Below are 15,761 nucleotides of genomic sequence, written 5' to 3' on the forward strand. Positions count from 1 at the left end.
AGGAGGTCCCGGTGAGCCAGGAGAACCCGCAGGACGCGGTGAGCTTCAGCGACGTCCTCGGCGCACTGCGCATCGAACGCGGCAACCCCGGCCCGGAGGAGCTGGCGGCCCTCACGGTCGTCCTCACCTCCCAGCTGAGCCGCGCCGTGCCGCAGGCCGCCGCGACGGTGCCCGCCCCCCGCTCGCGGTGGGCCGACCGCCGGCACGTGCTCGGCCTGCCCCCGGCCCCCGGCCAGGGGTCCTGGCGTGCGAGCGCGCTGCCCCGCTGACCGTCGCCACCACCCGTCCGACCGCCCACCCGCGGCGCGTCGGAGGGGTCGTGTCGGAGGGCTCGCCTACCGTCGGGGACATGGCGTCGAACACCGGCTCGAACACCTCGCGCCCCACCCCGCACCCCGCCCCGTCCGAGGTGCGCTTCGTGCACACCGCCGACTGGCAGCTGGGCATGACCCGGCACTTCCTCGACGCCGACGCCCAGCCCCGCTACACCCAGGACCGGCTCGACGCGGTGCTCCGCATCGCTGCGGTCGCCCGCGAGCACGAGGCCGAGTTCGTCGTCGTGTGCGGTGACGTCCTGGAGTCCAACGCCGTCGGGCCGAAGGTGCTGGCCCGCGCCGCCGACGCCCTCGCCGCGTTCGACGGGCTGCCGGTGTTCCTGCTGCCCGGCAACCACGACCCGCTCGACGCCGGCTCGCAGCTGCGGGCCCTCGCGGGGCGTCCGGGGCTGCAGCACGTCCACGTCCTGGACGCGCCGGGGCCGGTCACCGTCCGCGAGGGCGTCGAGGTCGTCGCCGCGCCGTGGACGTCCAAGCACCCCACGCACGACCTCGTCGCCGCGGCCGTCGACGGGTTGCCGGCGGACGGGACGCTGCGCGTCGTCGTGGGCCACGGCGCCGTCGACGAGCTGTCCCCGGACCGCGAGGACCCGGCCCGCATCGCCCTGGCCCCCCTCGAGGACGCCGTCGCACAGGGACGCCTGCACTACGTCGCCCTGGGCGACCGGCACTCCACGACGCAGGTCGGGCGGTCCGGGGCCGTCTGGTACTCGGGCACCCAGGAGGTGACCGACCGCCTCGAGACCAACCCGGGCAACGTCCTCGTCGTGACGGTCAGCGACGCCTCGCCGCCGAAGGTCGAACCCGTCCGCGTGGGGCGGTGGCACTTCCCCCTCGTGCGCGCGGAACTCGACTCCGCCGCGGACGTCGAGGCGCTCGGCCGACGGCTCGACGCCCTGCCCGCCAAGGACCGCACGGTCCTGACGCTGGCCCTGACGGGGACGCTCACAGTGCGCGCCGGGGCGCAGCTCGACGACCTGCTCGCCGCGCAGGCGGACCGGCTGGCCGGTCTGCAGCACTGGGCCCGGCACACCGACCTCGTGGTCCGCGCCGACGAGGCCGAGCTCGCCGACCTCGCCGTCGGGGGGTTCGCGGACGCCGCCGTCGCCGAGCTCGCGCAGGTCGCAGCCGGCGACGGCCCCGACGCGGCCGCCGCCCGCGACGCCCTCGCGCTCGTCTTCCGGCTCACCGGGGCCGCCCGGTGAGGATCCACCGCCTCGTGCTCGACGACTTCCGCGGCGTCGAGCACCGCGAGCTCGTCCTGCCCGAGCAGGGGGTCGTCGTGCTCGAAGGGGCCAACGAGGTCGGGAAGTCCTCCACGCTCGAGGCCCTCGACATGCTCCTGACGGAGAAGCACTCCTCCCGCAAGGCCTCCGTCCTGGCCGTCAAACCCGTGCACCGGGACGCCCCGAGCGCCGTCGAGGCCGAGATCAGCACGGGCCCCTACCGCTTCACGCTGCGCAAGCAGTGGCACAGCCGACCCGCCACGACGCTCACGGTGCACGCACCGCGCCGCGAGCAGCTCACCGGCGACGAGGCGCACCAGCGCGTGCGCGACATCCTCACCGAGACCCTCGACCAGGCCCTGTGGGACGCCCTGCGGGTCCTGCAGGACGCCACCCCCGGCGCAACGACCGGCAGAGCCCGCGACGACGCGGCCCTCAGCGGCAGCTCCGCCCTGGCCGCGGCCCTCGACGCGGCCGCCGGCTCGGCGCAGGACGGGGCGGACGGCGCGCAGTCGCTCTACGCGGCCACCGCCGACCGGGCCGCGCAGTTCTGGACGGCCACGGGCCGCCCCACGGGCCGGCACCGCGCGTGCGCGGAGGAGCTCGCGCTCGCCCGCACCGAGGCGGCGCGGGCCCGGGAGGCGCTGGACCTGCTGGCCGACGACGCCGACCGGCACGCCGAGGTGACCGCCGACCGCGCCGAGGTCGTCCAGGAGCTCAGCGCCCGGACGGCCGAGGCCACCGACCTCGCCGCGCTCGTCGCCGACCTCGCCGCCCGGCGCGACCGCCTCGTCGCCGCCCGCGAGCGCGCGGCCGCCGCGGACCGCGCTGCGGCCGGGGCCCGGGACGCCCTCGCGACCCGCCGGCGCGAGGTCGCGGACCTGGCCCGCCGCACGGCCGCCCTCGACCAGGACACCGCCCGGGCCGCCGACCTCGGGCCCGCGACGGAGGAGGCGCGGACGCTGGCCGCCGCGGCCGCGGCGTCGGCCCAGGAACGGGCCGCCGCCCTGGACGCGGCCGGCGAGGCCGCCGACACCGCGGCCCAGGCCGTGCGCCGCGCGGTCGACCGGGCCGCGCTGCGCAGCGTCCGCCGCCGGCTGGCCGCCGTGACCGCGGCCGCCGACGAGGTGCGCGCGGCGCAGGCGGCGCTCACGGGACGCTCCGTCGACGCCACGACGGTGCGGGCCCTGGAGGCCGCCGACGACGCCGTGCACCGGTTGCGCGCCCGGGCCGACGCCGTCGCCGCCCGGGTCGTCGTCGAGGCCACGGCCGTGGAGGTCCTCCTCGACGGCCGCCCCGTCGCCGCGGGGACCGTCACGGAGCTCGCCGCCACCCGGCCGCTCGCCGTGGACGTCGCCGGCTTCGCCACGGTCCGCGTGCTGCCGGGCGCCGACACCGGCCCCGTCGCGGACGAGCTCGACGCCGCGGCGGCGCGGCTGCAGGAGCTGCTGACCGCGGCCGGCGTCGAGGACGTCGCCGCGGCCCGCGCCGCCCACGAGGAGCGCCGCGCCGCGCAGGCCGCCGTCGACGTGGCCCGGGCGCAGCTGGCCCAGCTGACGGCCGACGCGGACGCGGACGCGCTGCGCGCCGAGGCCGACCGGCTGGACGCCGAGCTGGGTCCGGCACCGGACGACGGGCAGGACCAACACGCCCTGCGGCAGGCGGAGGCCGCCGCGCGGAACGCCGTGCAGGAGCAGCGGACCCGTGTGCGGGAGGCGCAGGCCGAGGCCACCGCGCTGGCCCGGACCGCCGACCGGCTGGCCCACGAGCTGACGGCGCTGCGGACGCGGCTGGAGCTGTCCCGGGCGGAGGTGCTCGGTGCCGCCGACCGGCTGAGCGCCGCGCGCGCCGCGGCCGACGACGCGGCGCTCGAGGACGCCGTGGCCCGCACGGCGACGGAGGCGACGGCCGCGGCCGAGGAGGTCCGGGCCCTGGAGGCCGACCTCGCCGCCCGCGACGAGGACACCGTCCTGCGCCGGGCGCGGGAGGTGCAGACCGCCCTCGACGCCCTCGCGACCCGCCGCGACGCGCTGGACGGTGAGCTCGTCCACCTCCAGGCCCGGCTGTCCGTCATGGGCGGTGAGGAGCGGCAGGAGGTCTGGGACCAGGCCGCCTCACGCGTGGCCCGGCTGGAGGAGGAGCAGGCCGGGCTGGACCGGCGGGCCGCTGCGGCGCGCCTGCTGCTGCAGACCCTGGACCGGCACCGCGACTCCCAGCGCCGGCGGTACGTGCAGCCCTTCACCGACCGCCTGGAAGAGCTGGGGCGCACGGTGTTCGGCGAGACCTTCGGCATCACCCTCGACGACGACCTGCGGATCGTGCAGCGGACGTTGCACGGGCGGACGGTCGGCTACGACCAGCTGTCCACCGGTGCGCGCGAGCAGCTCGCCGTCCTCCTGCGTCTGGCCTGCGCGACGCTCGTGGACCCGGCCGACGGCGTGCCCGTCGTCCTCGACGACGCCCTCGGGCACACCGACCCCGACCGGTTGCGGCGGCTGGCGGCCGTGTTCGAGCACGTGGCGCCGACGACCCAGGTCCTGCTGCTCGCGCCCGGCCCCGGTCTGCACACCGGGATCCCCGGAGCCACCGTCCTGCGGCTGACGCAGGACCCGGATCCGGAGTCGGTCAGAACTCCTGCAGCTGCAGGCGCATCCACGGGCTGAACGGGCCCGGCTCGGCCGCCACCTCGGCCCGCAGCTGCGCGAGGTCGACCCAGCGGTAGTCGTCCACCTCGGTGGGGTCGAGCGCGAGCTCGCCCGCCAACCGGGCGGTGAAGACGGGGCAGATCTCGTTCTCGACCGTGCCGTCGGCCATGACGGCGCGGTAGCGGAACGTCGGCAGCAGCGGCTGCACGTCGCTGACCGGAGCACCCAGCTCCTGCACCGAACGGCGGGAGACGGCGTCGGCGGGTTCCTCCCCCGGGCCGGGGTGGCCGCAGAAGGAGTTCGTCCACACCCCGGGCCACGTGCGCTTCACGGCGGCGCGTCGGGTGAGCAGCGTCCGGCCGGCGCCGTCGACGATCCAGCAGGAGAACGCCAGGTGCAGCGGGGTGCTCGTGTGGTGCACGTCCGCCTTCGGCGCCGTGCCGCAGGGCGTGCCGTCCTCGGTCAGCAGGACGACCAGTTCGACCGTGGGGTCGGCGGGGGCGAGGGTCACCGGAGCACCGTAAGCCGTCTCAGGGGGTGCTGCGCGCGAGGAACGCCGCGACACCCGAGGCGATCCCCTCGGCGGCGCGCTGCCGGAAGGAGGGGTCGGAGAGCAGGGCCGCCTCCTGCGCGTTGCGCATGTTCCCGGCCTCCAGCAGGACCGCCGGGGTCCGGGCGAGGTTCAGGCCGGCGAGGTCGGAACGCCGGGTCAGACCGGGGGCGACGAGGTCGCCCGGGTAGGTCGCCGGGGGCAGTCCCGTCGCCGCCCCGAAGGCCGTGAGCAGGTCCCGGGCGGCAACGTCGGAGGGGGCGAGGACGGCGGCGTTGCCACCGTCGGGGGCGAGCGCGGGTTCGGCGACGTGGAAGCCCTGGTCGTCCGCGGGCGCGCCGTCGGCGTGGACGGAGACCGCGAGCGACGCCCCGGCCTCGTTGGCCAGGGCCGCCCGGACGTCGACGCACGGCCCGACGCCGGTGTCGTCGGGGCGGGTGAGGACGACCGTGGTCCCCCGCGCACGCAACAGGGCCGCGGTCCGCTGGGCGACGTCGAACGCGAAGGCGTGCTCGGGGTAGCCGGCGTCGGTCTCGGTGCCCGCGGTGTTGCAGGGCTTCTCGAAGCCGCCGGCGGGCACCAGGGACCCGATCTGCGCCGGGTGGGCGCCGTTGCCCCCGTTGTGCCCGGGGTCCAGCACGACGACGGGGGCCCGGCGTCCCGCCGGTGCGGAGGGAGCCGCGAGGGGGGTGGCGGAGCGGGAGGTCGCCGGGGCCGCGGGCGGGGTGGCGGCGGGCGTGCCGGCCGGAGAGGAGAGGGGCGTCCCCGTCGGCGCCGCCGGCGTCACGGGCGAGGTCGTGGCGGACGAGGTCGTGGCGGACGAGGTCGTCACGGACGGGGTCGGGACGGACGGGTTCGGGGTGGTGGCGGGCACCGGCGTGGGGCTGGAGCACGCCCCCAGCAGCAGGAGCACGAGGAGGGGGCCGGACCAGCGCCCCGCACTGCGTGGCACGGTCCGACCCCCTCCCCCGACTCCTGCGAGACGACTCCCCACCGACCCGGTCCGGATCAGACGGGGACGGGCTCCGTCGCGGCGGTGACGGCCTCGTCCAGCTCGGCGCCGAGCTGCAGGTCCTCGCCCGCGGCCAGGCGCGCCTCGAGCTCGCGCACCCGCGGGATGACGAGCTCGCCGAAGGCCTCGACCTCCTCCTTGACGTGGAGGAAGCCCAGGAGCATGAGGTCCACGCCGACGAGGCGGTAGGCCAGGATGCGGCGGGCGACCTCGTCCGCGGTGCCGACGAGGCCCGTGCGGAAGCCGTCGTTGTACTGCACGAGGTCGCGGAACTCGCTGTCGGCCCACATGCCCTTGCCGTCCTTCGACGAGCTGCCGGCCTCCTTCACCGCCTCGCCGAAGCCCTCGACCTTGGTGCGGTCGGCCTTGGCGATGATCTCCTCGAGGACCGCCTCGGCCTCCTCGTGGGTGTCGCGGACGACGGCGAAGCCGTTGACCCCGAAGCGGAGGGAACGGCCGTTGGCCGCGGCCTGCGCGCTGACCTCGCGCACGCCCTGGGCCGCCGCGGCGAGGCTCTTGCCGTTCATGAAGTACCAGTCGCTGACGCGGCCGGCCATGGCCTGCGCGGCGGTGGAGTTGCCGCCCTGGAACAGCTCGGGCGCGACCTTCGGCTGCGGGCGGAAGGTGATGTCGGTGGCGTTGAAGAAGTCACCCGACTGGCTGTAGCCGTCCTCGGTCCAGACACCGCGCAGGAGCTCGATGAACTCCTCGGACTGCTTGTAGCGGTCGTCGTGCTCGTGCCAGGTGACGCCGAGCTGTGTCGCCTCGTTCTTGAACCAGCCGGACACGATGTTCAGCGCGAGGCGGTTCTGGGTCAGTTCCTGCGCGGTCGCGGCGAACTTGGCGAGCACACCGGGGTGCCAGAAGAACGGGTGGACCGCGGCGATGACCTTGAGCCGCTCGGTCGCGAGCAGGAGGGCCAGGGAGAACGAGGTGGACTCGTGCTGGGCGTCCGCACCGTAGGAGGCGAGGTAGCGCACCTGGGTCAGGGCGTACTCGAACCCGACGCGCTCGGCCGCCTTGGCCACCTCGACGTTGTAGGCGGGGTCGTGGCTGGTGCGCTGCTCGATCGTCGAGACGACGAGGCCCCCGGAGACGTTGGGGACCCAGTAGGCGAACTTCAGGGGTTCGTGCAGGGGCATCGCGGCGCGTCCTCCATCGGTCCTGGCGGTAGCACCCCCGTGGGGTTGCTGCGGCGTCGTCGAGCCAGGTCTCTCAGCCGCTCTGGATGGGTTCGTCGAAGCGTACCCCGTCGTCGCGCCGTTCAGCGCCCCGAACTTCCGGGACCGCGCCTCTGTCCGTTGCGGCCCAGCGGATGTGGGACAACCCTTTCCGAGGGCCGATCCTCCGGAACCGCTTGACGACGTCGGCGGACGGCTGTCACAGTCCGAAGCAGGTCATGAGCGCCAGCGTCAAGCCCCGGCTCGCTGGCCGGCAACCCTGATTCGTCACGGGGTGCTCCGGGTGAGGACCAGGTCCGCAGGAGTTGCGGGCAAGGACGAACCAGGAGCACCCGTGTCGAAGGCCTGTCCCCGCTCCCGCTGAGCGCACCCCTCTGCTGCTCTGTCCCGTCTCCGGACCCGGCGCCCCGCCGGGCCCGCGACCACCCCTGCCCGGACCCCGCCCGGGACCCTCGCCCAGGAGCCGTCGTGATCGAACTGCGCCACCTCACCAAGACCTACGGGGAAGCCCCGCACACCACCACGGTCCTGGACCGCCTCGACCTCACGGTCCCCGCCGGCAGCATCACCGCCGTCGTCGGTCCGAGCGGCGCCGGCAAGAGCACGCTCGCACAGTGCGTGACGCTGCTGACCCGGCCCACGTCGGGGTCCGTCGTGGTCAGCGGCCAGGACCTCACCCAGCTGGGCGCGGGCCGACTGCGGGAGGCGCGGCGCCGCATCGGCACGATCTTCCAGTCCGACGGGTTGCAGACCCGCCGCACCGCCGCGCAGAACGTCGAACTCCCGCTGCGCTACCTCGGTGTCGTGCCGCGGGACCGCACGCGTCGCGTCGCCGAACTGCTGGACCGGGTCGGGCTGGCGGGTCTGGCCGACCGCTACCCGCACGAACTGTCCGGCGGCCAGCGCCAGCGGGTCGGCATCGCGCGGGCGCTCGCCCTGCGGCCGGGGGTCCTGCTGTCCGACGAGGCGACCTCGGGACTGGACCCGCAGGCGACGGCCTCGATCACCGGCCTGCTGCGGGAGCTGCGCGACGACCTGGGCCTGGCGATCCTCTTCATCACCCACGAGATGGACACCGTCGTCGACGTCGCGGACGCCGTCGCCCGGCTCGAGCACGGACGCATCGTCGAGGCCGCCCCGCTGCTGGACGTCCTGCGCGACCCGGCCTCCCCCGTGGGGGCGGCCCTGCTCCCCCGCCGCGGTGTCGGCGACGCGGGCGGGCTCGTCGTCTGGGAGGTGCACTACCGCGGCGACGACGTCCCGGCCGACTGGCTCAGCGCCGCGTCCCGGGAACTCGGCCACGACCTGGCCCTGCTCGGGGCCTCGGTCGGGACCGTCGCGGGACGCACCGTCGGGCACGCGACCCTCGGCGTCCCCGCGGCGCTCGACCCCACCCTGCTCACCGCCGCCCTCGACCGCCGGGGCCTGCACGCGCAGACCTCGCCGTCGACGGTGCCCTCCCCCCGAGAACTGGACCTCGTGTGAACACCCCGCTCGACCAGATCCCCGCCCTCATCGCGCCCGCGCTCGTCGACACCCTGCTCATGGTGGGCATCGTCATGACGATCGTCGTGCTGCTCGGCGTCCCGATCGGCGTCCTCGTGCACAACCTCGCGCCGGGCGGGCTGCTGGAGCACCGGGTCGCCCACACCGTCCTGTCGTGGGTCGTCAGCACGGGCCGGTCGCTGCCGTTCCTCGTGCTCATGGCCGCCCTCGTGCCGTTCACCCGGTTCGTCACGGGGACGAACATCGGCATCCGCGCGGCCGTCGTCCCCATGGTGCTGGCGGGCACGGCGTTCTTCGCCCGGATCGTGGAGAACTCGCTGCGCTCGGTGCCGCCGAACCTGGTCGCCGTCGCGCAGGCGTCGGGAGCCTCTCCGCTGCAGGTCATCACGACCGTCCAGCTGGCCGAGGCGACCCCGTCGATCATCGGCGGGCTGACCATCAACACCATCGCGATGATCGAGTACTCGGCCATCGCGGGAACCATCGGCGCCGGGGGCATCGGCTACGTCGCGGTCACCTACGGGTACCAGCGCTTCGACCACGCCGTGATGATCGCGACCATCGTCGTCCTCGTCGCGCTGGTCGCCCTCGTGCAGCTCACCGGGGACGCCCTGGCCCGGGCCGCGGACCCCCGCACCCGCCGCCGCTCCTCCCGCACGAACCCCCGCTCGAACTCCTCCGCGAACCCCCGCTCGAACCCCACCCAGAACCTGGAGAAGACCCTTGTCCACTGAGATCCGCGAACCCAGCACCGACGACCACGGCTTCGAGATCCGCAAGCGGCGGCGCTGGCCGTTCGTCGCCGGCGGGGCGGTCGTCCTGCTCGGCGCCGCCGCCGCGATCGTCGTCCCGCGCCTCGGCGGGGACACCACGGCGAACACGCAGGCCGGCGCCACGCTCTACGTCGCCACGGCCGAGGGGAACGCCCGCGAGGAGGCGCTCATCGAGTACATCGCGAAGGACGTCGCCCCCTCGCACGGGATCACGGTCGCGTTCAAGGCGCTGGCGGACTCGAACACCATCAACCGCGCCGTGAGCGACGGTGAGGTCGCCGGCACGATCTACCAGCACAAGCTGTGGCTGGGCCAGGTCCTGCAGGCGAACCCCGACTTCCGCGAGGAGGCCGCGACGCCGGTGTTCCGCTGGGGCTTCGGTCTGTGGTCGGCGAAGTGGAAGACCCCGCAGGACATCCCGGACGGCGGGACCGTCTCGCTGTACTCCGACCCCGCCAACGAGTCGCAGGGGTTGTTCGTCCTCGAGAAGGCCGGGCTCATCACGCTCAAGCCGGGCACGGACGCCGGCAAGGCGACGGTGCAGGACATCGCGAGCAACCCGAAGAACCTGAACTTCACGCTGCTCGACTTCGGTGCCCAGTCCCGGGCGCTGCCCGACCTCGACGCCGCCGTGGGCTACACCGAGTACTACCTCGCGGCGCAGATCCCGATCGAGCAGCAGATCTTCGCCCCGACCGCGCCCGACGAGTTCGCCGGTCAGCTGACCATCGGCTCGCGCTGGAAGGACTCCGAGAACATCAAGGCGCTCGTCGCGACGTTCCAGGACCCGAAGGTCCAGGAGTACCTCGCGACGAACCCGGACGTGAAGGACGTGCTGCTGCCGCTCGACGCGAACTGACCGGCGACCTCGGGACGGAGTCCTCAGACCGGGGTCGGCACGACCCCGGCGAGGACGAGGCAGGAGACGGCGAGCACCAGCAGCATCGCCACGTCGACCCCCCGGGAGCGGACCGCGAGCGAACCCGCGATCCGCACCGGGAGGACGAGGCGCAGGACGGCGGCGACGGCGAGGTCCGTGCCGAGCAGGACCCCGCCGACCGTCGGCCCGGCGAGCAGCGTCAGCGCCAGGGCCGCGACGATCCCGCCGACGAGCGTCAGCAGGACGGCGTTCCCCGGTCCGGGGACCCGCTCGGTACCGACCACCTGCGCCGTCCCCGTCAGTGGGCGAAGTGCCGGGCGCCGGTGAAGTACATCGTCACGCCCGCCGTCGTCGCGGCCTCGACGACCTCGGCGTCGCGGATGGACCCGCCGGGCTGCACGATCGCCCGGACACCGGCGTCGAGCAGGATCTGCGCGCCGTCGGCGAACGGGAAGAACGCGTCGGAGGCCGCGACGGCGCCCGTGGCCCGCTCGGCCCCGGCGCGGTCGACCGCGAGGCGGCAGGAGTCGACGCGGTTCACCTGCCCCATGCCGACGCCGACGGACGCGCCGTCCTTGGCGAGCAGGATCGCGTTGGAGCGCACCGCACGCACCGCGCGCCAGGCGAACGCGAGGTCGGCGAGGACCTCGGGCGAGGCGGCCTCCCCGGCCGCGAGGGTCCAGGCCGCCGGGTCGTCGCCGTCGGCGTCGACCGCGTCGAGGGTCTGCACGAGGACACCGCCGGAGACGTGGCGCCACTCCTGCGCGCCGCGGCCGTACCCCTCGGGCAGCTGCAGGAGGCGGACGTTCTTCTTCTCCTGCAGCACCGCCAGCGCCTCGGGCTCGAACCCGGGGGCGATGACGACCTCGGTGAAGACGGGGGCGACCTGCTCGGCCATGGCGCGCGTCACGACGCGGTTCGCGGCGATGACCCCGCCGTAGGCCGAGACCGGGTCGCACGCGTGGGCCTTGGCGTGGGCGTCGGCGACGTCCGTGCCGGTCGCGATGCCGCAGGGGTTGGCGTGCTTGATGACGGCGACGGCCGGTCCGGGGAAGTCGTACGCGGCGCGCAGGGCGGCGTCGGCGTCGACGTAGTTGTTGTAGGACATGGCCTTGCCGTGCAGCTGGACGGCCTGCGCGATGCCGGGGGCGGCGGTCGGGTCGGCGTAGACGGCGGCCTGCTGGTGCGGGTTCTCCCCGTAGCGCAGGACGTCGGTGCGCTCGAGCGCGATCCCGGCCACGGCCGGCCAGCCCTGGTCATCGGCGTCGAGGGTCTGCTGCGCGAACCACGTCGCGACGGCGGTGTCGTAGGCGGCGGTGTGCGCGAACGCGGCCGCGGCCAGCCGGCGGCGGGCGCTCAGCTCGAAACCCCCGTCGGCCACGGCGGTCAGGACGTCGCCGTAGCGGGCGGGGTCGACGACGACGGCCACGCTCGGGTGGTTCTTCGCCGCCGCGCGGACCATCGAGGGGCCGCCGATGTCGATCTGCTCGACGACCTCGTCGTACGCGGCGCCGGAGGCGACCGTGGCGGCGAAGGGGTAGAGGTTCACGACCACGAGGTCGAAGGGTTCGACGTCGAGCTCGGCGAGCTGGCGGACGTGGTCGGGCAGCCGACGGTCGGCGAGGATCCCCGCGTGCACGCGCGGGTGCAGCGTCTTGACGCGGCCGTCGAGGCACTCGGGGAACCCGGTGAGCTCCTCGACGGGCGTCACCGGAACCCCCGCGGCGGCGATGCGCGTCGCGGTCGACCCCGTGGAGACGAGCGCGACGCCCGCGGCGTGCAGGCCCTGGGCGAGCTCCTCCAGGCCGGTCTTGTCGTAGACGCTGACCAGCGCGCGCTTCACGGGGACCTTCGTGGCCTGGGGGTCCATCAGCGGGGTGCCGTCCTCTCGGGGTGGGGGGTGTCGGAGTTCGTGCTCGTGCGGTGGGTCCTCTCGCGGGCCAACCGGCTCACGACGTCGGCGAGCAGGTCGCGTTCGACGGCCTTGATCCGTTCGTGCAGGCTCGCCTCGTCGTCGTCGGGCAGCACCCGGACGGCGGCCTGGTCGAGGATCGGTCCGGTGTCCACGCCGGCGTCGACGAGGTGCACGGTGCAACCGGTGACCTTGACGCCGTGGGCGAGCGCGTCCCGGACGCCGTGGGCGCCGGGGAACGACGGCAGCAGCGCGGGGTGCGTGTTGACCATCCGCCCGGCGTGGGCCTCGACGAGGGGGGCGCCGAGGATGCGCATGAACCCCGCGAGGACGACGAGCCCCGGATCGTGGCGCGCGACCTCGGCGGCGAGCGCGGCGTCCCACGCGGGCCGGTCGGCGAACGCGGCGGGTGTCACGGTGAAGGTCGGGACCCCGGCACCGGCGGCGCGCTCGAGCGCGAGCACGCCGGGCTTGTCGGAGCCGACGGCGACGACCTCCCACAGGAGGCCGCGGTCCGGGGAGTCCAGCAGGGCCTGCAGCGTCGACCCCGAGCCGGAGGCCAGGACGACCACCCGCACGGGAGCTGCGGGAGCGGGGGCGGGGGGACCGGCGGGCACGTGCACGGACTCTAGCCGTCGGCGGCTCTGGTCCCGCACGGCGCCGTGGGGCCAGACTCGGGGGCATGCCGGTCCGCAGCCGTCCCTGGCCCGCCGGTGTGCCCTGCTGGGCGCACCTCGACACCCCCGACCCGGCGGCGTCCGCGGCGTTCTACGCCGCCGTCGTCGGCTGGACGGCGGGACCGCCCGGGGCCGACGGCTCCCGCGTCGGGCTCGTCGAGGGCCACGCGGCCGCCGGCCTGGGCCGCTCGGAGGGACGCGCCCGGTGGACGTTGCACGTCGCCGTCGACGACCTCGACGCCGCGCTGGACCGGGTGCGGGCGGCGGGCGGCAGCGTCGTGCGACCCCCGACCGAGGGCGAGTCCGAAGGTGGGGGCACGCGGGCCGCCGTCGTCGCCGACCCCACCGGCGCCGAGGTCGGGCTGCTGCAGGGCGGCGGCGCGGACTGGGTGAACGGTCCCGGCGGCCTCGCCTGGGACGACCTGCGCTCGACCGACCCGGCGGCCTCGACGGCGTTCTACGCGGCCGTCCTCGGCTGGACGTGGACCGAGCTCTTCGAGGGCTACGGCACGGTCGCCGCCCCGGACGCCCCGCACCCGGTCGGCGGGATCGGGCCGCTGTGGGGGTCCGACCCGGGCTGGCTCGTGTACGTCGGCGTGCCCGACGTCGACACGGCGGTGGCGGCCGCGACCGGCGCCGGGGGCACCGTCGTGACGCCCGCCCACGACAGCGACTACGGCCGGATGGCCCAGCTCGCCGACCCGCACGGGGCCGTCCTCGCCGTCTTCACCGCGCCCGCCGGGGCCCCGCAACCGGACCGCTGAGGGTCAGTCCCCCAGCAGCTTCGGCGGTTCCTCTCCCCGCTGGTGACCGCGGGCGGCGCTCGTGTCGGGCAGCGTCACGACGAGCGTCGTCCCGCGCCAGGCTCGCCAGGCCCGGGCCAGCAGGACCGCCAGCACGGCCCCGGCCGCGACCTCACCGGCCACCACGACGCCCGTCAGGAGGGCGTCGGGGCCGACCTGGCTCATGCGGCCGTGGCCCAGGGGGCCGGCGGCGAAGGCCGCCAGGACGGCCACCGCGAGCCCCGCGCCGAGCCCGCCCAGGAGCGCGGCCGCGCAGCGGTGCAGCAGCCCCTCGACCCGCGGACCGCGCCGGGAGTGCAGCCACCAGGCCCCGGCGCCCGCGAGGACGGGCAGCGCGACGGCGGCCCACGCCAGGCCGGGGGTCGGGCCCGGGGCCGGCAGCGCGCCGAGGACGGGCAGCGTCGGCAGGACCTCCAGCGACGTCCCGCCGGGAGCGACGGACGTCCCGGTCCCCACCGCGAACCCCGTCCCGCTCGTCCACGCCAGGGCCCAGACGGCGAACGTCGGCAGCAGCAGCGCCTGGCCGAGGGTGAGCAGGACCCCGCCGACGACGCCCGGGTCGAGCGCACGGTGCAGGGCGAGCACGTCGGCGCGGCCGTGGACGAGCGCCGCCACGGTCGCGAGCGACCCGAGGGCCACCAGGACGAGCGTCGCGGTGGTCGCCGACCGGCCCACGGCCGCCGCGAAGGCGGGCACCACCGGCCGGTGCGGCCACAGGGCGACGAGCGCACCCGTGCCGCCCACCAGGCAGCCGCCGAGCAGCGAGGACAGCAGCCCCGCCGCGCCCACCCCGCTGCGCGAGACGAGGGCGACGAAGAGGGCCAGCACGCCGTAGCAGGCGGTGAAGACGCCGAGGGCCCGCCCGAAGGGCACCTCGCGTTCGGACTCCACCTGGTCCCGCACCCACATCCGGACCGCGCGGCGCGCGGACAGGCCCGCGAGCAGCGTCAGCCCGAGGGGGGCGATGCCGATGCTGCCGCCGACGATGGCGACGGTGCTGCCGTGCGCCAGCAGCCACAGCTCGGCCCCCACGCGCGCGACCGCGGCGAGGGAGGACGTCGAACGGACCGAGGCGATCCAGCCGACGACGCACAGCGCGAGCAGCGGCACGAGCACGGTGAGGACCGCGCGGACCGCGGCGGGGAACAGGGGCGCGAGGTCGGACGCGGAAGCCCGGACACGACCGGAGGGGTCGCGGCGGGCTCGGGCGGGACGGTCGGTGGGCGTGGACATCACCCACGATGCTGCCCCGTCCGAGCCCGGACGGGCGGGACCGACACCCGCCCGAACGCCGCGTTGCCTCCCCGCGGTCGGTGACCGACCGCGGGGAGGCAACGGGGACGAACGGCGCCCGGGGGCGTCAGAGGTTCTGGAAGATCTCCCGCGCGAGCTTCGCGGTCTCGCTCGGCGTCTTGCCGACCTTGACCCCGGCCGCCTCGAGGGCGTCCTTCTTGGCCTGCGCGGTGCCCGCGGAGCCGGAGACGATCGCGCCGGCGTGGCCCATCGTCTTGCCCTCGGGGGCGGTGAAGCCCGCGACGTAGCCGACGACCGGCTTGGTCACGTTGGCCTCGATGAACTTCGCCGCGCGCTCCTCGGCGTCGCCGCCGATCTCGCCGATCATGACGATGACGTCGGTGTCCGGGTCGTCCTGGAACGCCTGCAGCGCGTCGATGTGCGTGGTCCCGATGACCGGGTCCCCACCGATGCCGACGGCGGAGGAGAACCCGATGTCCCGCAGCTCGTACATCATCTGGTAGGTCAGCGTGCCCGACTTCGAGACCAGGCCGATGCGGCCGGACTGGGTGATGTCGGCGGGGATGATGCCGACGTTGGACTGTCCGGGGCTGATGAGGCCGGGGCAGTTCGGGCCGACGAGGCGCGTGGTGCCCGAGGCGGCCGCCATCGCGTAGAACTCGGCGGTGTCGTGCACCGGGACGCCCTCGGTGATGACGACGACGAGCGGGGTGGCGGCCTCGATGGCCTCCACGACGGCGCCCTTGGTGAACTTCGCCGGGACGAAGATCACGGTGACGTCGGCGCCGGTCGCCTCGCGGGCCTCACCCACGGAGGAGAACACCGGGATCGCGACGGGCGACCCGTCGGCGGCCGTGAAGTCGACGGACTGCCCGCCCTTGCCGGGGGTGACGCCGCCGACGATCTTCGTGCCGGAGGCCAGCATGCGCTGGGTGTGCTTGCGCCCCTCCGAACCCGTCATCCCCTGGACGAGGACCTTGCTGTCGGAGTTGATGAAGATCGACATC

15 protein-coding genes and 2 riboswitches are annotated in these 15,761 nt (G+C 75.5%); of the genes, 7 read left to right on the forward strand and 8 right to left on the reverse strand.

Annotated features, from left to right (window positions below; all coding sequences use genetic code 11):
* Positions 1–11: 11 nt before the first annotated feature.
* The 3 genes from AB0637_RS06005 to AB0637_RS06015 all read left to right on the forward strand — a co-directional run bounded on the left by AB0637_RS06005 (position 12) and on the right by AB0637_RS06015 (position 4,224).
* Complete coding sequence (locus AB0637_RS06005) at positions 12–269, forward strand: acyl-CoA carboxylase subunit epsilon (RefSeq protein WP_366170318.1); 258 nt, start codon at positions 12–14, stop codon at positions 267–269.
* 140 nt (positions 270–409) lie between these two features.
* Positions 410–1,540 (forward strand): metallophosphoesterase, encoded by a 1,131-nt coding sequence (locus AB0637_RS06010; protein WP_366170520.1) that lies wholly within the window; start codon positions 410–412, stop codon positions 1,538–1,540.
* Positions 1,537–4,224 (forward strand): AAA family ATPase, encoded by a 2,688-nt coding sequence (locus AB0637_RS06015; RefSeq protein ID WP_366170320.1) that lies wholly within the window; start codon positions 1,537–1,539, stop codon positions 4,222–4,224. The genes AB0637_RS06010 and AB0637_RS06015 overlap by 4 nt, the downstream gene beginning before the upstream one ends.
* On the opposite strand, the gene idi is transcribed toward AB0637_RS06015, so the two are convergent.
* From idi to sfnG, 3 genes are read right to left on the reverse strand one after another with little or no spacing between them, the layout of a single operon-like run.
* Entirely contained in the window at positions 4,187–4,717 is a 531-nt protein-coding gene (gene idi, locus AB0637_RS06020) for an isopentenyl-diphosphate Delta-isomerase (protein ID WP_366170322.1), read from the reverse strand. The genes AB0637_RS06015 and idi overlap by 38 nt on opposite strands.
* 19 nt (positions 4,718–4,736) lie before the next feature.
* Positions 4,737–5,708 carry an N-acetylmuramoyl-L-alanine amidase gene (locus AB0637_RS06025; protein WP_366170324.1) on the reverse strand — a complete coding sequence of 324 codons (972 nt, stop codon included), beginning with the start codon at positions 5,706–5,708 and terminating at the stop codon, positions 4,737–4,739.
* A gap of 56 nt (positions 5,709–5,764) precedes the next feature.
* Positions 5,765–6,910, reverse strand: a complete 1,146-nt coding sequence (gene sfnG, locus AB0637_RS06030; protein WP_366170326.1) for a dimethylsulfone monooxygenase SfnG — start codon at positions 6,908–6,910, stop codon at positions 5,765–5,767.
* A 10-nt stretch (positions 6,911–6,920) separates the two neighbouring features.
* Positions 6,921–7,003, reverse strand: a riboswitch (SAM riboswitch).
* Between the two features lie 160 nt (positions 7,004–7,163).
* Positions 7,164–7,273, forward strand: a riboswitch (SAM riboswitch).
* Between the two features lie 144 nt (positions 7,274–7,417).
* Here sfnG and AB0637_RS06035 point away from each other — a divergent pair.
* The 3 genes from AB0637_RS06035 to AB0637_RS06045 are packed head-to-tail and all read left to right on the forward strand — an operon-like array spanning position 7,418 to position 10,087.
* Positions 7,418–8,434 carry an ATP-binding cassette domain-containing protein gene (locus AB0637_RS06035; RefSeq protein WP_366170328.1) on the forward strand — a complete coding sequence of 339 codons (1,017 nt, stop codon included), beginning with the start codon at positions 7,418–7,420 and terminating at the stop codon, positions 8,432–8,434.
* Positions 8,431–9,189: a methionine ABC transporter permease gene (locus AB0637_RS06040; RefSeq protein ID WP_366170330.1), complete on the forward strand. Its 759-nt coding sequence runs from the start codon at positions 8,431–8,433 to the stop codon at positions 9,187–9,189. Before AB0637_RS06035 ends, AB0637_RS06040 begins: the two co-directional genes overlap by 4 nt.
* Entirely contained in the window at positions 9,179–10,087 is a 909-nt protein-coding gene (locus tag AB0637_RS06045) for a MetQ/NlpA family ABC transporter substrate-binding protein (protein ID WP_366170332.1), read from the forward strand. Before AB0637_RS06040 ends, AB0637_RS06045 begins: the two co-directional genes overlap by 11 nt.
* Positions 10,088–10,110: 23 nt before the next feature.
* Here the strand turns inward: AB0637_RS06045 and AB0637_RS06050 are convergent, their stop codons facing one another.
* From AB0637_RS06050 to purN, 3 genes are read right to left on the reverse strand one after another with little or no spacing between them, the layout of a single operon-like run.
* Entirely contained in the window at positions 10,111–10,392 is a 282-nt protein-coding gene (locus AB0637_RS06050; RefSeq protein ID WP_366170334.1) for a DUF3017 domain-containing protein, read from the reverse strand.
* A 14-nt stretch (positions 10,393–10,406) separates the two neighbouring features.
* Entirely contained in the window at positions 10,407–11,978 is a 1,572-nt protein-coding gene (gene purH / locus AB0637_RS06055) for a bifunctional phosphoribosylaminoimidazolecarboxamide formyltransferase/IMP cyclohydrolase (RefSeq protein ID WP_366170336.1), read from the reverse strand.
* Positions 11,978–12,637: a phosphoribosylglycinamide formyltransferase gene (gene purN, locus AB0637_RS06060; RefSeq protein ID WP_366170338.1), complete on the reverse strand. Its 660-nt coding sequence runs from the start codon at positions 12,635–12,637 to the stop codon at positions 11,978–11,980. The genes purH and purN overlap by 1 nt, the downstream gene beginning before the upstream one ends.
* A gap of 65 nt (positions 12,638–12,702) precedes the next feature.
* Here purN and AB0637_RS06065 point away from each other — a divergent pair, with 65 nt between their 5' ends.
* Positions 12,703–13,461 (forward strand): VOC family protein, encoded by a 759-nt coding sequence (locus AB0637_RS06065; protein ID WP_366170340.1) that lies wholly within the window; start codon positions 12,703–12,705, stop codon positions 13,459–13,461.
* 3 nt (positions 13,462–13,464) lie between these two features.
* Here AB0637_RS06065 and AB0637_RS06070 read toward each other — a convergent pair whose 3' ends face one another.
* Positions 13,465–14,733 carry a DUF6350 family protein gene (locus AB0637_RS06070; protein ID WP_366170342.1) on the reverse strand — a complete coding sequence of 423 codons (1,269 nt, stop codon included), beginning with the start codon at positions 14,731–14,733 and terminating at the stop codon, positions 13,465–13,467.
* Between the two features lie 127 nt (positions 14,734–14,860).
* Positions 14,861–15,760, reverse strand: a complete 900-nt coding sequence (gene sucD / locus AB0637_RS06075; protein WP_366170344.1) for a succinate--CoA ligase subunit alpha — start codon at positions 15,758–15,760, stop codon at positions 14,861–14,863.
* Position 15,761 lies beyond the last annotated feature (1 nt).

Origin of the sequence: Kineococcus sp. NPDC059986, assembly GCF_040702905.1 — a bacterium.
GTDB lineage: Bacteria > Actinomycetota > Actinomycetes > Actinomycetales > Kineococcaceae > Kineococcus.